Source organism: Megamonas sp., assembly GCF_986095205.1.
Genome location: NZ_CFQVBI010000001.1, coordinates 1 through 17,518 on the forward strand (window position 1 = coordinate 1; position 17,518 = coordinate 17,518).

The 17,518-nt window shown below is 30.8% G+C and carries 21 protein-coding genes, 1 pseudogene and 1 CRISPR repeat array; of the genes and pseudogenes, 13 read left to right on the top strand and 9 right to left on the bottom strand.

The features are described from left to right. Positions 1-46: 46 nt before the first annotated feature. Positions 47-469: direct repeats of the CRISPR family, unit length 30 nt; unit sequence GATTAACAGTAACAAAAGTTGTTTTTGAAT. Between the two features lie 49 nt (positions 470-518). The 9 genes from AC5LAX_RS00005 to AC5LAX_RS00045 all read left to right on the top strand — a co-directional run bounded on the left by AC5LAX_RS00005 (position 519) and on the right by AC5LAX_RS00045 (position 5,007). Continuing rightward, the gene (locus AC5LAX_RS00005) at positions 519-755 is read left to right on the top strand and encodes a hypothetical protein (protein WP_493263485.1); all 237 of its coding nucleotides are present in this window, start codon (positions 519-521) and stop codon (positions 753-755) included. 66 nt (positions 756-821) lie between these two features. Continuing rightward, entirely contained in the window at positions 822-1,706 is an 885-nt protein-coding gene (locus AC5LAX_RS00010; RefSeq protein WP_288909202.1) for a LysR family transcriptional regulator, read from the top strand. Positions 1,707-1,894: 188 nt separating this feature from the next. Continuing rightward, positions 1,895-2,272 (top strand): MerR family transcriptional regulator, encoded by a 378-nt coding sequence (locus AC5LAX_RS00015; RefSeq protein WP_091693391.1) that lies wholly within the window; start codon positions 1,895-1,897, stop codon positions 2,270-2,272. Positions 2,273-2,328: 56 nt separating this feature from the next. Continuing rightward, positions 2,329-2,622 (top strand): NADPH-dependent FMN reductase family protein, encoded by a 294-nt coding sequence (locus AC5LAX_RS00020; protein ID WP_288909203.1) that lies wholly within the window; start codon positions 2,329-2,331, stop codon positions 2,620-2,622. A gap of 15 nt (positions 2,623-2,637) precedes the next feature. Further along, positions 2,638-3,033: a flavodoxin gene (locus AC5LAX_RS00025; RefSeq protein WP_288909205.1), complete on the top strand. Its 396-nt coding sequence runs from the start codon at positions 2,638-2,640 to the stop codon at positions 3,031-3,033. Between the two features lie 32 nt (positions 3,034-3,065). Next, positions 3,066-3,587, top strand: coding sequence for an FAD:protein FMN transferase (locus AC5LAX_RS00030; RefSeq protein WP_288909206.1), 522 nt, complete (start codon positions 3,066-3,068; stop codon positions 3,585-3,587). After that, positions 3,572-4,129, top strand: a complete 558-nt coding sequence (locus tag AC5LAX_RS00035; protein WP_288909207.1) for an FAD:protein FMN transferase — start codon at positions 3,572-3,574, stop codon at positions 4,127-4,129. Before AC5LAX_RS00030 ends, AC5LAX_RS00035 begins: the two co-directional genes overlap by 16 nt. Beyond that, positions 4,126-4,497: a NusG domain II-containing protein gene (locus AC5LAX_RS00040; protein ID WP_288909208.1), complete on the top strand. Its 372-nt coding sequence runs from the start codon at positions 4,126-4,128 to the stop codon at positions 4,495-4,497. Before AC5LAX_RS00035 ends, AC5LAX_RS00040 begins: the two co-directional genes overlap by 4 nt. Positions 4,498-4,506: 9 nt before the next feature. After that, complete coding sequence (locus AC5LAX_RS00045; protein ID WP_022228364.1) at positions 4,507-5,007, top strand: Gx transporter family protein; 501 nt, start codon at positions 4,507-4,509, stop codon at positions 5,005-5,007. A 42-nt stretch (positions 5,008-5,049) separates the two neighbouring features. Here the strand turns inward: AC5LAX_RS00045 and AC5LAX_RS00050 are convergent, their stop codons facing one another. The 9 genes and pseudogenes from AC5LAX_RS00050 to nadE all read right to left on the bottom strand — a co-directional run bounded on the left by AC5LAX_RS00050 (position 5,050) and on the right by nadE (position 13,268). Then, positions 5,050-5,547, bottom strand: a complete 498-nt coding sequence (locus AC5LAX_RS00050; protein WP_008538497.1) for a cob(I)yrinic acid a,c-diamide adenosyltransferase — start codon at positions 5,545-5,547, stop codon at positions 5,050-5,052. Between the two features lie 14 nt (positions 5,548-5,561). After that, positions 5,562-6,020 carry a nucleoside-diphosphate kinase gene (gene ndk, locus AC5LAX_RS00055; RefSeq protein ID WP_008538496.1) on the bottom strand — a complete coding sequence of 153 codons (459 nt, stop codon included), beginning with the start codon at positions 6,018-6,020 and terminating at the stop codon, positions 5,562-5,564. A gap of 18 nt (positions 6,021-6,038) precedes the next feature. Next, on the bottom strand, positions 6,039-6,542 hold the full coding sequence (locus tag AC5LAX_RS00060) for a gamma carbonic anhydrase family protein (RefSeq protein WP_008538495.1): 504 nt from the start codon (positions 6,540-6,542) through the stop codon (positions 6,039-6,041). A 33-nt stretch (positions 6,543-6,575) separates the two neighbouring features. After that, positions 6,576-6,956: a universal stress protein gene (locus AC5LAX_RS00065; protein ID WP_008538494.1), complete on the bottom strand. Its 381-nt coding sequence runs from the start codon at positions 6,954-6,956 to the stop codon at positions 6,576-6,578. 165 nt (positions 6,957-7,121) lie between these two features. Next, positions 7,122-9,682 (bottom strand): annotated as a pseudogene (locus AC5LAX_RS00070) (TIGR03960 family B12-binding radical SAM protein). Between the two features lie 93 nt (positions 9,683-9,775). Further along, the gene (locus AC5LAX_RS00075; protein WP_008538491.1) at positions 9,776-10,276 is read right to left on the bottom strand and encodes an ATP synthase subunit B family protein; all 501 of its coding nucleotides are present in this window, start codon (positions 10,274-10,276) and stop codon (positions 9,776-9,778) included. Positions 10,277-10,302: 26 nt separating this feature from the next. Then, a complete protein-coding gene (coaD, locus tag AC5LAX_RS00080; RefSeq protein ID WP_018999172.1) occupies positions 10,303-10,797 on the bottom strand; it encodes a pantetheine-phosphate adenylyltransferase in 495 nt (164 codons plus the stop codon). Between the two features lie 3 nt (positions 10,798-10,800). Further along, positions 10,801-11,373: a 16S rRNA (guanine(966)-N(2))-methyltransferase RsmD gene (gene rsmD, locus AC5LAX_RS00085; protein ID WP_015562663.1), complete on the bottom strand. Its 573-nt coding sequence runs from the start codon at positions 11,371-11,373 to the stop codon at positions 10,801-10,803. Further along, positions 11,370-13,268, bottom strand: a complete 1,899-nt coding sequence (nadE, locus tag AC5LAX_RS00090; RefSeq protein ID WP_288909209.1) for an NAD(+) synthase — start codon at positions 13,266-13,268, stop codon at positions 11,370-11,372. The genes rsmD and nadE overlap by 4 nt, the downstream gene beginning before the upstream one ends. A gap of 375 nt (positions 13,269-13,643) precedes the next feature. Here nadE and rpmB point away from each other — a divergent pair, with 375 nt between their 5' ends. The 4 genes from rpmB (at position 13,644) to speD (ending at position 17,482) form a co-directional block, all read left to right on the top strand. Then, on the top strand, positions 13,644-13,832 hold the full coding sequence (rpmB, locus tag AC5LAX_RS00095; protein ID WP_008538486.1) for a 50S ribosomal protein L28: 189 nt from the start codon (positions 13,644-13,646) through the stop codon (positions 13,830-13,832). 117 nt (positions 13,833-13,949) lie between these two features. Beyond that, positions 13,950-15,194, top strand: coding sequence for a methionine gamma-lyase family protein (locus AC5LAX_RS00100; RefSeq protein WP_091693403.1), 1,245 nt, complete (start codon positions 13,950-13,952; stop codon positions 15,192-15,194). A gap of 550 nt (positions 15,195-15,744) precedes the next feature. Beyond that, the gene (locus tag AC5LAX_RS00105; protein ID WP_118204346.1) at positions 15,745-16,629 is read left to right on the top strand and encodes a YitT family protein; all 885 of its coding nucleotides are present in this window, start codon (positions 15,745-15,747) and stop codon (positions 16,627-16,629) included. 64 nt (positions 16,630-16,693) lie between these two features. Beyond that, a complete protein-coding gene (speD, locus tag AC5LAX_RS00110) occupies positions 16,694-17,482 on the top strand; it encodes an adenosylmethionine decarboxylase (RefSeq protein WP_008538483.1) in 789 nt (262 codons plus the stop codon). Positions 17,483-17,518: the final 36 nt, after the last annotated feature.

Sequence of the window (17,518 nt, forward strand, 5' to 3'; positions counted from 1 at the left end):
GTTTTTGAATAGATACAGCACAACAAAAAACAGATGATAAAGAAGAGATTAACAGTAACAAAGGTTGTTTTTGAATTACGTGTTAAAAGAAAATAGCTTAATTCTATTGTCCGATTAACAGTAACAAAGGTTGTTTTTGAATAGACAACTACAATCTGCATTAACACAAAAAAGCCTGATTAACAGTAACAAAAGTTGTTTTTGAATTTTTGACTATTCCCGCCACGCTTGACTTTGTGGGCGATTAACAGTAACAAAAGTTGTTTTTGAATAAACGGCGGTGTATTTGCTTATAATACGTCTATGGAGATTAACAGTAACAAAAGTTGTTTTTGAATGCATCTGTAAGAAGTTCTTCAATATCTTCATCAGAGATTAACACTAACAAAAATTGTTTTTGAATCATAACAATATACAACCGTATTTAACCGTTTATATGGATTAACAGTAACAAAGGTTGTTTTTGAATCCAAGAATCCTCTGTCTTTAGATATGGGGAGTATGTCAATATTTGTATTATGGTGATGTCTACGATGACTGTCAGTGCAAATGCGTTTGATGATTTGAAAGATGACTTAAAAGATGATCAAGCATTGAAATTAGCAGCGGGATATCTAGTTGCTAATGAGGTGCAACGATTAACGAAAATAAGTGCATTGGAATTATTCTTAGCTTCAACAGCAGTTAATTATATGGACGATAAAGATATAACAAATGCAGTAGTAAAATCTTTAGTATATCAGATAAAATTTTAAATAAAAAATGCATTAGAATTTTTTCTAGTGCATTTTTTTATATAATTATATTGTGAGGTGAATTTTATGGAATTTAGAGTATTAAAATATTTTTTAACTGTTGTAAGGGAAGAAAATATAACAAAAGCAGCGGATGTATTACATATTACTCAGCCAACATTGAGTCGACAATTAGCTCAATTAGAAGAAGATATTGGAGTAAAATTATTTAATCGTGGAACTAGAAAGATAAGTTTAACAAATGAAGGAATGTTATTAAGACGTAGGGCAGAAGAAATAATTTCTTTAGTGGACAAAACAGAACAAGAATTAAATGAACAAGATGAAATGTTAGATGGTGTGATTTCTTTGGGATGTGGAGAATTAAGTTCTGTATCAACACTAGCAGATATATTAGCTGGTTTTAAAAAGAAGCACCCACTTATTGTTTATGATTTATATACAGCAAATGCAGATGAGATCAAAGAAAAAATTGATAAAGGATTAATAGATATTGGTTTATTATTAGAGCCTGTGAATATAGAAAAGTATGAATATATTCGATTGCAGACAAAAGAAGTGTGGGGGGCTGTAATGAGAGCTGATGATGAATTAGCTAAGCAAGAATTTGTTACTGCAGAACAGTTGAGTAAAAGACAAATAATATTAGCACGTAGACCAAAAGCCAAAAATGAATTAGCACATTGGTTTGGTAAGTATTATGATAAACTGAATATTTCATTTACAAGTAATATGAGTACAAATGCAAGTATTATGGTAGAAAAAGGATTGGGAAATGCTTTAATTATTAAAGGCTCATTGCCATTTTTAGATGAAAATAGAATAAAATGCATACCACTATATCCAGCTTTGATAGCTAATAGTGTTTTAGTTTGGAAAAGACATCAGCCATTTAATTTGGCTACAACAAAATTTATAGAGTATATGCAATGCTTTTTAAGCATGAGATGATATTAAAAATAGGTATTAGACATATATTGAATTTTTATTTTATAATGTGAATGTAAGTTGATATAAAAAATATTTGATTTACGTTTACATTATTTTTTTAGGTGATATATATAGTGATAGTAAAATATGAATTTATTATTTATTAAAAAAGGATAAGTGCAAATAAAAGAGATAAGGAGGAAATAAAAATGACAATTGGAGAAATATCACAAGAAATAGGTCTATCAGCAGATACTTTAAGATATTATGAAAAAATAGGATTATTACCTAATGTACCAAGAGATAATAGTGGCAAACGTAATTATGATGAGAATTTTATTAATTGGATAAAATTTATTCAAACATTAAAAAATAGTGGAATGTCTTTAAACGATATTATAGAGTATATAAATTTGGCAAAATATGGTAATAATACATATCAAGAACGCAAAAATTTATTAATAAAATCTAAGCAAATATTATTAGAAAAAATGTCGAATTTACAATCTATGATAGAGAAAGCAAATTATCAAATTAATAATTATGATAATATTTTAGTACCTAAGACAGATGCTTTGATATTTTAAATAAAAATATTTGAATATTCTTGATTTTTATAGGAATAGAAGAAAGGAAAATAATTATGAAAAAAACAATGATATTAACGTCAATGGCATTGATGTCTTTAGTAGCTGTGGGTTGTGCAAATGAAGAAGTTAAAGATACGCAAGATAATCAGCCTGTTGTTTTAACAAATATGGAAGAAGTACAAACAGAAGGCAATGCAAATACGAAAAAAACATTAATAGTTTATTTTTCTTATGGTGAAAATAGTGAATTGCCACAAGATGTAGATGCTTCAGCTAGCGCTAGTATACAAAAATGGAATGATGAAAATACTGGCAATACAGGTATAGTAGCACATATTATTCAATAGAAAACAAAAGGGGATATGTTTTCTATTCAGACAGTAAATAAGTATCCATCAACATATAATGAGACTGTTAATCAAGGAAAACAGGAGCATGAAAATAATATTCGCCCTGAACTTGCAAATCATATAACAAATTTAGATGATTATGATACTATTTTCGTGGGTTATCCAAATTGGTGGTATGATATGCCAATGGCAATGTATAGTTTTTTTGATGAATATGATTTGAGTAATAAGACAATTATTCCGTTTAATACTTCTGGCGGTAGCGCTTTTTCTGACACTATAAATACAATTAAAAAATTAGAGCCAAATGCAAATGTAATTGAAGGTATAACAATTAGAGCTGAAGATGTAGAGTCTAGCCAAAATGAAATTGATGAATGGTTAAATGATTTAGGTTATAATATTTGATTTAAATATACATTTATAAGAAAGGACAGATAATGATGAAGAAAAAATTATATATTTTCATAGTGATTATATTGTCCTTTATTATTTTTGCTACGTATAAAATATTTGTAGAAAATAAAACAATAGTGGAAAAAGATACTATTTTAGCAATGGATACACAAATTTCATGGGTGATATATGAAAAACCTTCTCTATATCCATTAGATTTAAATGCGAAAATAAAAACGAGAATAAATGAATTAGTAAAATTATTATCAGTTACTGATGAAAATAGTGAAATTTATAAAGTAAATCATCATCAAGAACGAGATATAAAATTAAGTGAAGATACTAAAAATGTAGTTTTATTTGCGCTACAGATGGCAGAAAAGACAAACGGAGCTTTAGAACCGACTATATATCCAGTGCTTAGAGAATGGGGCTTTACTACAGGAAAATACCAAATACCTGATGAAACAAAAATAAGAGATTTATTAAATTATGTGGATTATAGGAAAGTTAGTTTAAAAGAAAATCAAATATATTTGCCACAGATGGTATGCAGATTGATTTAGGAGCAGTAGCCAAGGGATATATAGGTGATGAAATCATAAAAATTTTGAAGGCAAATAATATATCGTCTGCTTTAATAAATTTAGGTGGTAATGTTCAATTATTGGGAACAAAACCAAATGGTGATTTATGGAATATTGGACTTAAATCACCTAATAGTCAAGATTATATAGGTATATTAAGATTAGCGGATTGTGCGATTGTAACTTCAGGAAATTATGAGCGATATTTTATCGGCGAAGATAACAAACGATATTGGCATATTTTAGATGGAAAAACAGGTAAACCAGCAGATAAACATATTAATTCCGTAACGATTGTGACAAAACAAGGAAAATTAGGTGATGCTTTATCCACAGCATTATTTGTAATGGGAGTAGATGAAGCTATTAATTATTGGAAGCAAAATAAAGATGAAAATGATGCATTTGAGATGATATTGATTACAGATGATAAAAAAATATATATAACTGAGAATTTAGTTGATAGTTTTACTTTGCAAGATAAATATAAAGATTATCATATGGTGGTGGTAACTTTATGAACAATATTAATAAATCAGTAATATGTATTGTTTTGGTGATTATATTTATTGCCGTTTTTATTGGTTTAAGAAATAGTTTTGCCGAAAAAACAAATATAGTGGAGATAATTCAAGATGGAAATATAATTTATACTTTGGATTTAAATAAGAGTAAAGATGAATTAATACAGGTAGAATTCAAAGGTCATAAAAATATAATTCAAATAAAAGATAAACAGATAAGTATAATTGAAGCTGATTGTCCTGATAAAACATGTGTAAATATGGGAATTTTAAAATCAGCATTTACTCCTATAGTGTGTTTGCCCAATCATTTAGTAATTCAATATGTAAATGATGATAAAGAAATTGATGCTACGGTAAATTAGGTGATAGTGATGAAGACAAAAAAATTAGTGCAATTATCTTTATTAACTGCGATAGCACTAAGTATATTTATTGTAGAATTACAAATACCAAATCCTTTGCCACTTCCAGGAATTAAACTAGGTTTAGCAAATATAGTAACTTTATATGTAATTTATAGATATAGAGCAAAAGAGGCACTATTGGTGCTGATGGCTAGAATTATTTTAGGTAGTGTATTTAGTGGTAATCTTATGGCTATAATGTATAGTTTAGCTGGCGGAATTTGTTGTTTTGTTGTGATGAGTGTACTGCATGATAAAATAGAAGAAAAATATATTTTTATAGTTAGTATATTAGGAGCTTGTGCACATAATATAGGGCAAATAATTATAGCAATATTTATAACAAAGACATTAGCAATTATGATGTATTTACCATGGTTATTATTATCAGCAATGATTACAGGTTTATTTATTGGTTTATGTACGCAATACTTACTCAAAAGTAGAGCTATATTAATACAAAAATAAAAAATCCTATTGCTTAAAATTTTAGGCAATAGGATTTTTGGTTTATAATTCTTCTTCGACACGCATGAGGAGGAAGCAAAGGTCAGATAAACGATTTAAATAAATTTTTACATTTTCATTAATAGCTTCTTTTTCAGCTAAAGTTAAAACTTCACGTTCAGCTCTACGCGTAGTAGTACGTGCTAAATCTAAAAATGCTCCAGATTGAGTATTACCAGGCATGATAAAAGCAGTTAATGCTGGTAATTTAGCTTCAAACTCAACGATTTTTTGATCTATATTAGAAATGATTTCATTATTTATATAATATTTATCTGTGATACTAGCTAAATCAGCCATTAATTTTAGATTAGTTTGCTCAAGTTCTAATAAAAGTTGTTTAACTTCTTCTTTTTGAGCAAAAGCTCTAGCAAGACCGAGAGCAGAACTGACTTCATCAACAGTACCATAAGCTTGTACACGTAAAGAATTTTTAGCAACGCGTTCTCCAGTAAATAAAGATGTAGTGCCTTTATCCCCTGTTTTTGTACAAATAGACATATTTTCTCCTTTTATCAATCACCATTATATACGCTAAAGTCGATATCATGGTTAGGTATATAGATTTCTGTTTCACTGAAAAATACATGAACTTCACGTTCTGCATTAGCAGGGCTATCAGAAGCATGAACAGTATTTACAGTTTTGGAAAGAGCAAAATCACTGCGGATTGTGCCAGGTTGTGCTAAATTAGGGTCTGTTTTACCATGGAGTTCACGAACTCTTTCAATAGCATTTTCACCTTCAACTACTAAAGCGACAATTCTATCAGAAGCCATAAAATCCACTAAACGTTGGTAATAAGGTTTACCCACATGTTCAGCATAATGTTTAGAGGCTATACAGTCGTCCATTTCTAGCATTCGCATAGCTACAATATCAAATTTTTCTTTTTCATAACGACTAATAATATCGCCAATATGATAATTTACTACAGCATCAGGTTTGATTAATACCAACGTTCTTTCTCTCATAAAAGACAACTCCTATTTTTATTCTTTGTATCCATCAGCTAAAAGTTTATAATGTAAAGCTGATTCATGAAGTGCTTCGATTTCATCTTCTCTTAAAGCACGGACTACTTTTACTGGTGAGCCAAATAACATAGAATTATTTGGTAATTTTTTATGCTCAGTAACAAGAGAACCTGCACCAATTACACTATTATGACCAATTTCGGCATATCCAAGTAATATAGCGCCCATACCGATTAGAGTATTATCGCCGACTTTACTACAATGGATAACAGCATTATGACCGATAGTAACATAACTGCCAATATGAGTAGGTGCATTGCTCATTACATGAACAGTTACATTATCTTGAATATTTGTATAATCACCAACAACTATAGGTTGCAAATCACCACGAAGTACAGCACCTGGCCAAATATTAGTGTATTCGCCAATAGTAACATCACCGATGATTACTGCACTAGGATGAACATATGCAGTCTTAGCTATTTTAGGTGTATGTGATTTATAAGCTTGAATCATAAAAAAAATCCCCTAACTAAAAATAATTTATAATTATTTTACGACCATTACAGGAACAGGAGAATCTTCAATAACTTTTTGGCTTACGCTACCAATGAGAGCTCCTTTGAAGATACCAAGACCACGGCTACCCATGATGATGATATCGGAATTAGTTTCTTGAGCTACACGAATAATAGCTTTTGGACGAGAGCCTGTTTCTACATGTTTTGTTGCAGTAATATCTTTTGGAAGTTTTTCCCAGATACGATCAAAGATGATATCACTAGGAATATGTTCATTGATATGACTAGAAACGTAAACGAATTCAAGAGATGCACCAGCTTTTTCTGCTAAGGAAATTGCCTGGTCAACTGCTTTACAAGCATTATCGGAACCATCTACAGGAACTAGGATTTTATTAATTTTACTCATAAAAAAAACCTCCTTATGATAGGACATAAAGTTTTATTTCATATTTCTTATATTATTAATTTTCGTGATAATTTTTGAAAATCCTTTTTTTGTTTAGAAATAAATTAAATTGAAAAAAGAAAATCTCTTAATATATTAACAAAATATACTAAGAGATTTTTATAATTAGTCTATATCTATTAAGGCTTTTCCCTGATGATACAATCCTGTGCGACAAACTAGGGCATTTTCTACAGAAATATTTAATTTATATTCATTTTTTAATACATCTAAAATTTCATTTGGTTTAGTAGTACCAGTAGATGTGATTTTTATATTTAAAGAAATATTTAATGTATTATCTTCTAAATTGTATTGCATAGCTTTAGGAAGATATTGTTTGATTTCTATTTCTTTGCGTTTTTTTGGTGTTTCACGAACAACGACAATTTCTTTAGTTTGATTAAATTTATTGACAGCTTCTGTTACAGTGTTTAAGTTATCTTGACAAGGTAAAACAATAGAATAGGAAGCTTCATCAACAATGGACATCAAAGCTTTAGCACGCATATCAATTTGTCTAGCTTTTAAAAGTCTCACTCCTGGTGGCAATGCTTTAGATAATTTATCAAATAATTCAGGTTGACAAATATCTTTTTTTAATTCTAAATCCATATATTCAGCATCGCTTGTTACACCTACAGATAAAGCAGAAGCAAAAGAAATTTTCATATGAGGATTGAAACCTTCGGAGTAAGCTGCTGGAAGATGAGCGCGACAAATTGCACGTTGCATTAAAGATGCAAAATCAAGATGGGAAATATATCTTATAGGTTCGCCTTTTGTGATTTCTAAGCGATATTTTATCATTTAATAAAAACCTCCATAAACATAATAGATAATTATTTAATCGTATCCATATCAGTATCAAGTGTAGGGCAAATTCCGCAAGCGTTGCAATTACCATGACGGCAATCTCTTGTTAATTCGCCTTTTGTAGCTTTTTCGTATTCACGCAATAAGAATTTTTTGCTAACACCTGGAGTAGTATGTTCCCAAGGGAGTTTTTCATCAAATTTATATTCACGCATATTATAAAAATATGGGTCAATATTGCATTTAGCAAAAGCGTTCATCCAAACATCATATTTAAATTCTTCGCTCCAACCATCAAATTTTGCTCCATCTAACCATGCTTGATAGATTACTTTGCTAAGGCGTCTATCGCCACGAGAAATAGTACCTTCTAGGATGCTAGTTGTAGCAGTATGATAGTTAAACTGGATAGAGCGGTCAGTGATATGAGATTTTAATAATTGTTGTTTTCGTTGGAATTCTTCTAAAGTATTTTGTGGGAACCATTGGAATGGTGTAAATGGTTTTGGTACAAAACAAGATACGCTAACAGTAACGCGGATATCACGGCGTTTAGTGATATAACGATATAATTTAGCAACTTTTGCACCGAGTTCAGCAATGCCGATGATATCCTCATCAGTTTCAGTTGGTAGACCCATCATGAAGTAAAGTTTTACAGTTTTCCAACCATGACGGAAAGCAGCACCTGTTGCTTCCATGAGATTTTCTTCAGTTACACCTTTATTGATTACATCGCGTAATCTTTGTGTACCAGCTTCAGGAGCAAAAGTCAAACCACTTTTACGGACTTGTTGCATTTTATGAGCAAGATCAATGGAGAAACTATCAATGCGTAGAGATGGTAAAGAGAAAGATACACGTTCGTTTTTATAATCTTCCATGAGGTCATCTACAATTTCACCAAGGCAAGTATAATCAGCAGAGCTTAAAGATGTAAGACTCATTTCATTATAACCAGTGTTATCGAGCATTTCTTTAGCGATAGTGCGTAAGCGGTCAGCAGTGCGTTCGCGTACAGGACGATAAGATATACCAGCTTGACAGAAACGACAACCACGAGTACAACCGCGGAATAATTCGAGCATTACACGGTCATGAACGATATCAATATAAGGTAATACAGGTTTTTTGATAGCGAAAGAGTCGCGGAAATTTTTGATTACACGTTTATTAATTACAGGTTTAGCTTCAGGGCAAAGCGGTAAAATTTCTTTGAAAGTATTATCTTCATTGTAATGAACTTCATATAATGAAGGAACATAGATGCCGTCTAATTTAGCAAGTTCTTTTAAAAATCCTTGTCTGCCACCTACTTTACCTTGTTTTTTCCAAGTGATAAAAGTATCTACGATTTCATTTAAAACTTCTTCGCCTTCACCGATAACAAAGAAATCAAAGAAATCAGCTACAGGTTCAACATTATATACGCAAGGGCCACCACCAACGATAAATGGGTCATTTTCTGTGCGGTCTTTTTGCCAAAGAGGAATGTTGGCTAAGTCTAACATATTTAAAACATTAGTGTAAATCATTTCATATTGAAGTGAGAAGCCAACAAAATCAAATTCTTTGATTGGTGTGAAAGATTCTAAAGCATAAAGTGGTATATTATGTTCACGCATTTTGTCTTCCATATCAAGCCAAGGAGCATAAACACGTTCAGCTACAGTATCTTGTCTTTCATTTAATACTTCATAGAGAATTTTTAAACCAAGATTGGACATACCTACTTCATAAACGTCAGGCATGGATAAAGCAAAGCGACAATCAACATCTTCATGATTTTTGTGTACAGCGTTTAACTCGCCACCAGTATAGCGAGCAGGTTTGGTAACAGTTTGTAAAATAGAAGGGTCTAGTTTAATCAATTTAATATCCTTTCTTCATGAAAAAAGCTGCTGTATAGGAAATTTTTGTTTTTCATACAGTAGCTTTTAAATATAATATATACCAAATAATAATTAATCTTTTTGTTCAGTAGACTTTTGTTTTTCTTCAGTTTCATCTTTTTCAGGAAGACCGACATGTTGAAGACCATTTTTAGCTACTTGAACTGTATTTAAAATGTTTTGGATATAAACACTCATATGGTCAAATACTTGTTCAGCATATTGAACAGAATCATTGCGCATAGCTTCAGAATGTTTATATGTTTTTTCTAAAATTTCTTTTGCCTTAGCTTCAGCAGCTAAAGTGATTTCATTTTCAGAAGCTTTCTTTTGAGCATATACTTTTGCTTGTTCTATGATATTTTTGGCTTCTATGCGAGCATCTTCGATTATTTTATCTCGATTTGCATTGATTTCTTCAGCTTCTTTTAAAGCAGAAGGCCATTCTTTGCGAATATTACTTATGAGGCGAATGAGTTCTTCTTCGTTTACTAAGCATTTGTTAGTTAAAAGAAAACGAGAAGAACTAGCCACAAGATCTTCTAATTCGTGAAGGGAGTCTAATAAATCCATAGTGATATTACCTCTATAATTTATAATTATTTTGATGTAGGTACTCGTTTAATTTTTTCATGTATAGCAAGTTCTACACAATGAGGAACTAAATGAGTGATATCTCCACCGAACTGAGCTAATTCTCGAATTGCAGATGAAGATACATGATAATATTTATTATCAGTAGTTAAAAAGATATTTTCAATATCTGGAGCCATGTTTTTGATGAGCATAGCGCGTGGAAATTCATAGAGAAAATCGTTGGCATCACGTAAACCGCGAACGATTACATGAGCATTTTTTTGATGAGCATAGTCAGCAAGTAGACCAGCAAAACAATCAACTTTTACATTAGGAATATGAGCAGTAGCTTGTTTTAATAAAGCTACGCGTTCTTCAACAGTAAATAAAGGTTTTTTATTTATATTATTGAAAACACCAACAATTACTTCATCAAACATTTTAGAAGCTCGTTCAAAAATATCAATATGCCCATTAGTTACAGGGTCAAAACTTCCAGGACAGATAGCAATAGTCATACATTAATCCTCACTTTTATTTGATTTTAATTCATAAATACTTATTTGTGTAGTAGAGCCATATTTTTGATTACGCAATAAAGTATATTGATGAAAATCTGAAGGTAATTTATCTTCAATAGCATGTTCCATAATAATTATACCATCTTCAGTTAATAATGGATATTCATGGAGCATTTGCAAAACTTTTAAGCATAAATCTTGATGATATGGCGGGTCACAAAATATTATATCAAATTTTGTTTGTTTTAGATGTAATTTTTTTATTGTAGCAAAGACATCAGCTTTTAAGATAGTGGATTTATCGATAAGTTTTGTATGCGTAGCATTAAATTTAATAGTTGAAATACTATCTAAAGAGCAATCTACCATGATGGCATGATTGGCACCTCGACTGAGTGCTTCTAAGGATAAATTACCAGTTCCTGAAAATAAATCTAAGACATTTTTATCATAGATAAAAGAACCTAATATATTAAATAAAGATTCTTTTATTCTGTCAGCAGTAGGTCGAGTATTTTGCCCTTTAGGAGCTTTTAATTTTGCCCCACGAGCTGAACCAGTGATTATTCTCATAAATTATCACCTAATAATTTAGCTTTTAATTGTTTATAAGCTTTTGTATAGTATGGGCCATTTTGAGATTCACGATGGTCAAAACCATAAGCACGTCTACTTATAGCTAAGATAGGTGGTGCTTGAATGCGTTTAGCTACTGCCATACCTGTGAATAAATTCCACCAACGTTCTAAGTCGCAGATAAAGTCTTTAGCTGTAGCAAAGTATTTATCTACAAGACCAGCCTTGCAACCAATATGTTCTTCTAAAGTTTTTTCACTATACCAAAGAAGAATATCTTCTGGAGTAACTTTTTGCCAGCTTTCGACAAAAGCGCGGAATAAATAATCGTGATATGGATATTTAATAGGGTCGCCCTTACCAGCATCAACATCTTGTTCACTAGAAAGTTCGGCACTAGGTACAATATCAATAATACCTTGAGGAATTACTTCACGTTTATATACATGTTCATTTAAATAATGAGCTAATTCATATACTTGATATTTCCATAAATCAGCAAGACCAGCTAAAAATCCAGATTGGTCACCGTATAATGTGGAATAACCGACTGTAGTTTCTGCTTTATTGGCATTACAAGTAAAGCCACCACCAATGCTAGCTGCCATACCAGCTAAAATGCGAGCTGAACGGTCGCGAGCTTGGATATTTTCTTTGACAAAAGAAGATACTTGTACTTTATGAACATCATTAGTAGCTAAATGAGTGATATCAGTATTTTCAAATTGATTTACAGTGAAATCAACAACTTCTTGAATTGGCACAATAGCATAATTACAACCTAAATTATGAGCCAATTGACTAGAAAGACCTTTTGTTGTAGCAGAATTGAATTTACTAGGCATATTAATTAAGGTAATATTTTCAGCACCTAAAATATCTGCATAAAGAGCAGAAGCAACAGCAGAGTCAATACCACCAGAAATACCGATGATTATTTTTTGCATACGAATATTTTTGAGGAATTTTTTGATACCATAATGAAGTGCTTGATAAATATTAGAAATATCATCATTTTGAGGAATTGGAAGTGGAGTATATTCATCATTGCCGAGTAAGTTTATATAATTATTTTGAGCTTTATAAGCAGGGCAAGTTGCAATGATATTTCCATTTTCATCATAAACTGTGCTAGAACCATCAAAAGTATAGATAGTCTTACCATTGTTTTGAATACCAATATTATTTACATATATTAAAGGAATGTTATTATCTTTTGCTTGTTTTGCAAATACGCGATGGCGTTTATTATTTTTGCCAAAAGTATAAGGAGAAGCAGATATATTGATTAACATATCTAATTTATAATTTTGACAAAGAATATCAATTGGAGCAAAGGCATAATCATCACTCCAACCATCTTCACATAAAATACAACCTAAATTTAATTCTTGACCTTTGATATTGACTTTTACAGGAGAAAGAATATCATTTAAATTGAGTTTTAGTTCAGTTGCTAAGCTTTGTAAACTGAAGAAATAACGACTATCATCAAATTCACGATAATTTGGAAATAGAGTTTTGATGACAAATGGATATGGAGATTTTTCAGGTTTGATTAATTTGCCATTATAAGCTGTATATAAAGCATTGTATTTACGAACGCGACCATCAGTATTTTTCTTATCCCAGTCAACAGCAATATTACCAAAAATGATACAAATATCTTGAGAAGCTGCGATAATATCTTCGCCATAGCTTAAACAATCTTTTAAAAATGCTGTTTGTTCCCAAGTATCACCTAAGAGATAACCTGGAATACACATTTCAGGGAAAATTATAATATCTGTATTATTTTGTTTAGCTTCATCAATAGCTTGAAGCATACGCTGTGCATTTAGGTCAGGATGACCTGGTTCAACATCAATTTGGCTGAAACAGATTTTTACCATAAAACAACCGCCTTTATTATTAATTAATTATGTTACTACAATAGCACGAATTGTATTGATTTACAAGTAAATGAGCATATAAATAGAGATATATGTAAATAAAATGCTTGCAATTTAAATTCTTTCTGTGATATAATGTTAGCACTGTGTTTTTTAAAAGTACGACATGATTTTTATTAGATATAATAAATATGTAGTCGTCAAGACAATAGGGCAAGAACAACCCGAATTTAAGCTTGTGGAGATAGTAGGTAACGAACTTGATGAAGCAAGAAGTCAACTATTATAATATGTAAATTATTTCTATTATTATAGAAGGCAGTTCATGACTTAGTAATTATTTTCTATCTTCCATTCCTTAAGGAGGTGTGCTAAATGGCAAATGTTTGCGAAATCTGCGCTAAAGGTGAAAGAGCAGGAATGAATGTAAGCCATTCTCATTTAAAAACTAAACGCACTTGGAAACCAAACATTCAGCGTGTACGTGCTGTAGTTGACGGTGAAGTTAAACGTGTTAATGTTTGCACTAGCTGCATGCGTTCTGGTAAAATCCAGCGTGCTTAATGGTCTTAACGGACATTATAAAAAATAAGCTGCTTAGTATTAAGCAGCTTATTTTTTATTGCTAGGATAAATCAAATATCATGATTAAATTTTAAGGAAAAATAATAGGAGAAAAAAATGGCATTTTCTGAAAAAATTATTGAAACTAGACAAAAAGCTTTGGCTTTATGCAAAGAATATTTTGCTCGTCCTGATGAAATAGCAGAATTTAATACTTTAAAAATTCTTGATGCTATGAGAAAAGTAAAAGTGTCTGAAGCGCATTTTAATACAACATCTGGATATGCTTATGATGATATTGGTAGAAATAAAATTGAAGAATTATATGCAGAAGTCTTCAAAGCAGAAGCGGCTTTAGTACGTACACAATTTGTATCTGGTACACATGCTTTAGCTACTGTTTTATTTGGTATATTGCGCCCTGGTGATCAGTTGATATATATTACAGGAACACCATATGATACTATGCAAACAGTAATTGGTTATGCAACAGATAGCCCAGGTTCATTAAAAGAATTTGGTATTTTATATGATGAAGTGCCATTAAAAGATGGTCGTGTTGATTTTGATGTAGCTAAAGAAAAAATTACTACAAAAACTAAGATGGTAGTTATTCAGCGTTCTTGTGGTTATATGATGCGTCCAAGTTTAAGCGTAGATGAAATTGGTGAAATTTGCAAATTCGTCAAAGAAATCAATCCTAATTGTATTTGCTATGTAGATAATTGTTATGGTGAATTTACAGATACAAAAGAACCTATTGAAGTAGGTGCTGATATTATTGCTGGTTCTTTAATTAAAAATCCAGGTGGCGGTATTGCACCAACAGGTGGATATATTGTAGGTAGAAAAGATTTAGTAGAACTTGCGTCTTATCGCATGACTTCTCCAGGTATGGGAGCAGAACTTGGTGCTTCTCTTGCAAATAATCGTTTATTATTCCAAGGATTATTCTTAGCACCACATGTTGTCGCTCAAGCTGTAAAATCTGCGATTTTTGCTGCTGCATTTTTTGATTTATTAGGATTTAAAACATTACCTGCACCAGATACAAAGAGAAATGATATTATTCAAGCTATTGAAATGGGTAGCAAAGAAAAATTAGTTGCTTTTTGTCAAGGTATTCAAAAATATTCTCCAGTTGATTCTTATGCAGCTCCAGAACCTTGGGATATGCCAGGCTATGAAGATCAGGTTATCATGGCAGCTGGTACTTTTGTGCAAGGGGCTTCTATTGAACTTAGTGCAGATGGACCTATTCGTGAACCATATAATGTTTATCTTCAAGGTGCATTGACTTTTGAACATTCTTTAGTTGCTATCATGGGTGCAGGTCAAGCAGTAGAAGATTTAAATAAATAGTTTTGGAGATAAAGTAAAATAAATACAAAAAAAGACACGTTATCTCGTGTCTTTTTTTGTGTGTATATATTATATTGGAGAGCTAAGGAAAAGCTTGTATTTAATATAACATAAATGATAATGATTTTCAATACTAAAATTAAATAAAATATGAAATTTTTTGTTGGATATTTATAGACAACAAAAAAAGACACGTTATTTCGTGCCTTTTTTGCTTGTATATATATCATAATTGGAGAGTCAAGGAAAAGCTCATATATAATATAACATAAATGATAATCAATTTCAATATAGAAATAAAAATAAAATTTTTTTAGAATAGCTTTATATAATTAGATAAGTTAAAATAAATAATAGAGAGATTGGTAAACGGAATAATAAAAAAATGGATTTTGATAAAAGAAATATTTTAGTAGAAAAATAGTCTTATTTATAGTATTATTTTGGAATTGTTAAGAATATGTGAAAATGGTACAAATAATAATTTAAATATGTTAAAATACATCTTGCTGAGATTTACATAACTTTGAAATTTTATAGGAGGAGAAAGATGAGACATATGTCAGAATTAGCAAACACACATATTTGGCGTTACTTAAAAATCTTAATTGGCTCGTTAATTGCAGGTTTAGGTTATAGTACGTTTATTATTCCTGCGAAGTTGCTTGCTAGTGGACTCAGCGGTATTGCTGTTATTGTTTACTATATAATTGATTTACCGATTGGTTTACAATTAATAGTATATAATATCCCAATTGTATATTTAGCATATAGAGTTTTTGGTAAATTATATGCGATTGATACGATTATTGGAACAGTAATGTTATCTGTAGCCATTGATGCTACAAGTTTTATTGGAAACTATCATTTAGTAGAAGATCCTATACTTAATTCTGTTTTTGGTGGTGTACTTGTAGGTATAGGTTGTGGTATTGTATTTAGAGCTAATTCCAATGGCGGAGGCTTTGATGTATTAGGTGCTGTTATTAAAAAATATTACTCTCTTGACTTGGGGACAGTAGTATTTGGTTTTAACTTGATTATTATTTTAATAGGTATAGTATTATTCAATGTTTCTATTGGTTTATATACTTTAATAAATATGTATATTGTTGGTGAAATCACTAATAAAGTAGTAGCTGGTTTTAACCGTAAAAAATTGATAATAATTATATCACCATTTTCAGAAATTATTGGCTGGACTATTATTCAACATATTGGACGTGGCGTTACATTTTTAAATGGAGAAGGCGCATATAGTCATAAAAGTCAAAAAGTAATTTTTGCAGTGGTGAATTTGACACAGGTAAGCAAGGTGAAACTTATAGTAAATGCTATAGATCCAACGGCTTTTATGATTATTACAGATACGTCAGAGGTTGCAGGACGAGGTTTTACTATAAAGATGCCAGAAAAACATACAAGCAAAGATTGAATAAAAGGTTTATAGGTTTGCCTTTATTAACCTAAATATATATTAGAAGAGGGATAGATATTAGGTGTCCGAAAAATTAAAACTATATGGATTTAATAATTTGACAAAGTCTTTAAGCTTTAATATTTATGATGTTTGCTATGCTAAAACACCAAGAGAACAGCGTGATTATATAAAATATATAGATGAACAATATAATTCAGAACGTTTGACAAAAATTTTAACAAATGTAGCAGAAATGATAGGAGCTAGAGTGCTTAATGTTTCTAGTCAAGATTATGATCCGCAAGGAGCTAGTGTAACAATTCTCTTGGCGGATGAAAATATGCGTTTGGCAAAAAATGATGAAGTGGAAGATTGTGTGAGTAGTAAGACTGTTTTAGGTCATTTGGATAAAAGTCATATCACTGTGCATACGTATCCAGAATATCATCCAGAAACAAGCATAGCTACATTTAGAGTGGATATAGATGTTTCTACTTGTGGAGAGATTACACCACTTAGCACACTTGATTATTTAATTGGAAATTTTGATTCTGATATCATAACGATGGATTATCGTGTACGAGGTTTTACTCGTGATGTCAGTGGTAGAAAGTTATTTATGGACCATAAAATAACATCTATTCAAGATTATATTATGCCAGATACTTTATTGAATTATGATGCAATGGATATAAATGTGTATCAGGCTAATTTATTTCATACAAGAATGTTGATTAAAGAACCAGAATTAAGTAATTACTTATTTAATACTGATATTTATGAAATACCACCAAAAACTAGATTGGAAATAAGCAATCGTTTGCGTCGTGAGATGTTAGAGATTTTTAGTGGTACAAATGTTTTTTGATAAATCTTAAATGATTGATTAAAGAAGGTTGGTGAA

What these genes read in the sequence shown, in the direction of transcription:
- AC5LAX_RS00005 (WP_493263485.1), top strand. Translation starts at nt 519, where the DNA reads ATGGTGATGTCTACGATGACTGTCAGTGCAAATGCGTTTGATGATTTG.
- AC5LAX_RS00020 (WP_288909203.1), top strand. Translation starts at nt 2,329, where the DNA reads ATGAAAAAAACAATGATATTAACGTCAATGGCATTGATGTCTTTAGTA.
- ndk (WP_008538496.1), bottom strand. Translation starts at nt 6,020, where the DNA reads ATGAGAGAAAGAACGTTGGTATTAATCAAACCTGATGCTGTAGTAAAT.
- nadE (WP_288909209.1), bottom strand. Translation starts at nt 13,268, where the DNA reads ATGGTAAAAATCTGTTTCAGCCAAATTGATGTTGAACCAGGTCATCCT.
- AC5LAX_RS00035 (WP_288909207.1), top strand. Translation starts at nt 3,572, where the DNA reads ATGCAGATTGATTTAGGAGCAGTAGCCAAGGGATATATAGGTGATGAA.
- AC5LAX_RS00025 (WP_288909205.1), top strand. Translation starts at nt 2,638, where the DNA reads ATGTTTTCTATTCAGACAGTAAATAAGTATCCATCAACATATAATGAG.
- AC5LAX_RS00060 (WP_008538495.1), bottom strand. Translation starts at nt 6,542, where the DNA reads ATGATTCAAGCTTATAAATCACATACACCTAAAATAGCTAAGACTGCA.
- AC5LAX_RS00030 (WP_288909206.1), top strand. Translation starts at nt 3,066, where the DNA reads ATGATGAAGAAAAAATTATATATTTTCATAGTGATTATATTGTCCTTT.
- AC5LAX_RS00100 (WP_091693403.1), top strand. Translation starts at nt 13,950, where the DNA reads ATGGCATTTTCTGAAAAAATTATTGAAACTAGACAAAAAGCTTTGGCT.
- AC5LAX_RS00075 (WP_008538491.1), bottom strand. Translation starts at nt 10,276, where the DNA reads ATGGATTTATTAGACTCCCTTCACGAATTAGAAGATCTTGTGGCTAGT.
- AC5LAX_RS00045 (WP_022228364.1), top strand. Translation starts at nt 4,507, where the DNA reads ATGAAGACAAAAAAATTAGTGCAATTATCTTTATTAACTGCGATAGCA.
- rpmB (WP_008538486.1), top strand. Translation starts at nt 13,644, where the DNA reads ATGGCAAATGTTTGCGAAATCTGCGCTAAAGGTGAAAGAGCAGGAATG.
- coaD (WP_018999172.1), bottom strand. Translation starts at nt 10,797, where the DNA reads ATGACTATTGCTATCTGTCCTGGAAGTTTTGACCCTGTAACTAATGGG.
- AC5LAX_RS00050 (WP_008538497.1), bottom strand. Translation starts at nt 5,547, where the DNA reads ATGTCTATTTGTACAAAAACAGGGGATAAAGGCACTACATCTTTATTT.
- AC5LAX_RS00015 (WP_091693391.1), top strand. Translation starts at nt 1,895, where the DNA reads ATGACAATTGGAGAAATATCACAAGAAATAGGTCTATCAGCAGATACT.
- rsmD (WP_015562663.1), bottom strand. Translation starts at nt 11,373, where the DNA reads ATGAGAATAATCACTGGTTCAGCTCGTGGGGCAAAATTAAAAGCTCCT.
- AC5LAX_RS00065 (WP_008538494.1), bottom strand. Translation starts at nt 6,956, where the DNA reads ATGAGTAAAATTAATAAAATCCTAGTTCCTGTAGATGGTTCCGATAAT.
- AC5LAX_RS00010 (WP_288909202.1), top strand. Translation starts at nt 822, where the DNA reads ATGGAATTTAGAGTATTAAAATATTTTTTAACTGTTGTAAGGGAAGAA.
- AC5LAX_RS00105 (WP_118204346.1), top strand. Translation starts at nt 15,745, where the DNA reads ATGAGACATATGTCAGAATTAGCAAACACACATATTTGGCGTTACTTA.
- AC5LAX_RS00040 (WP_288909208.1), top strand. Translation starts at nt 4,126, where the DNA reads ATGAACAATATTAATAAATCAGTAATATGTATTGTTTTGGTGATTATA.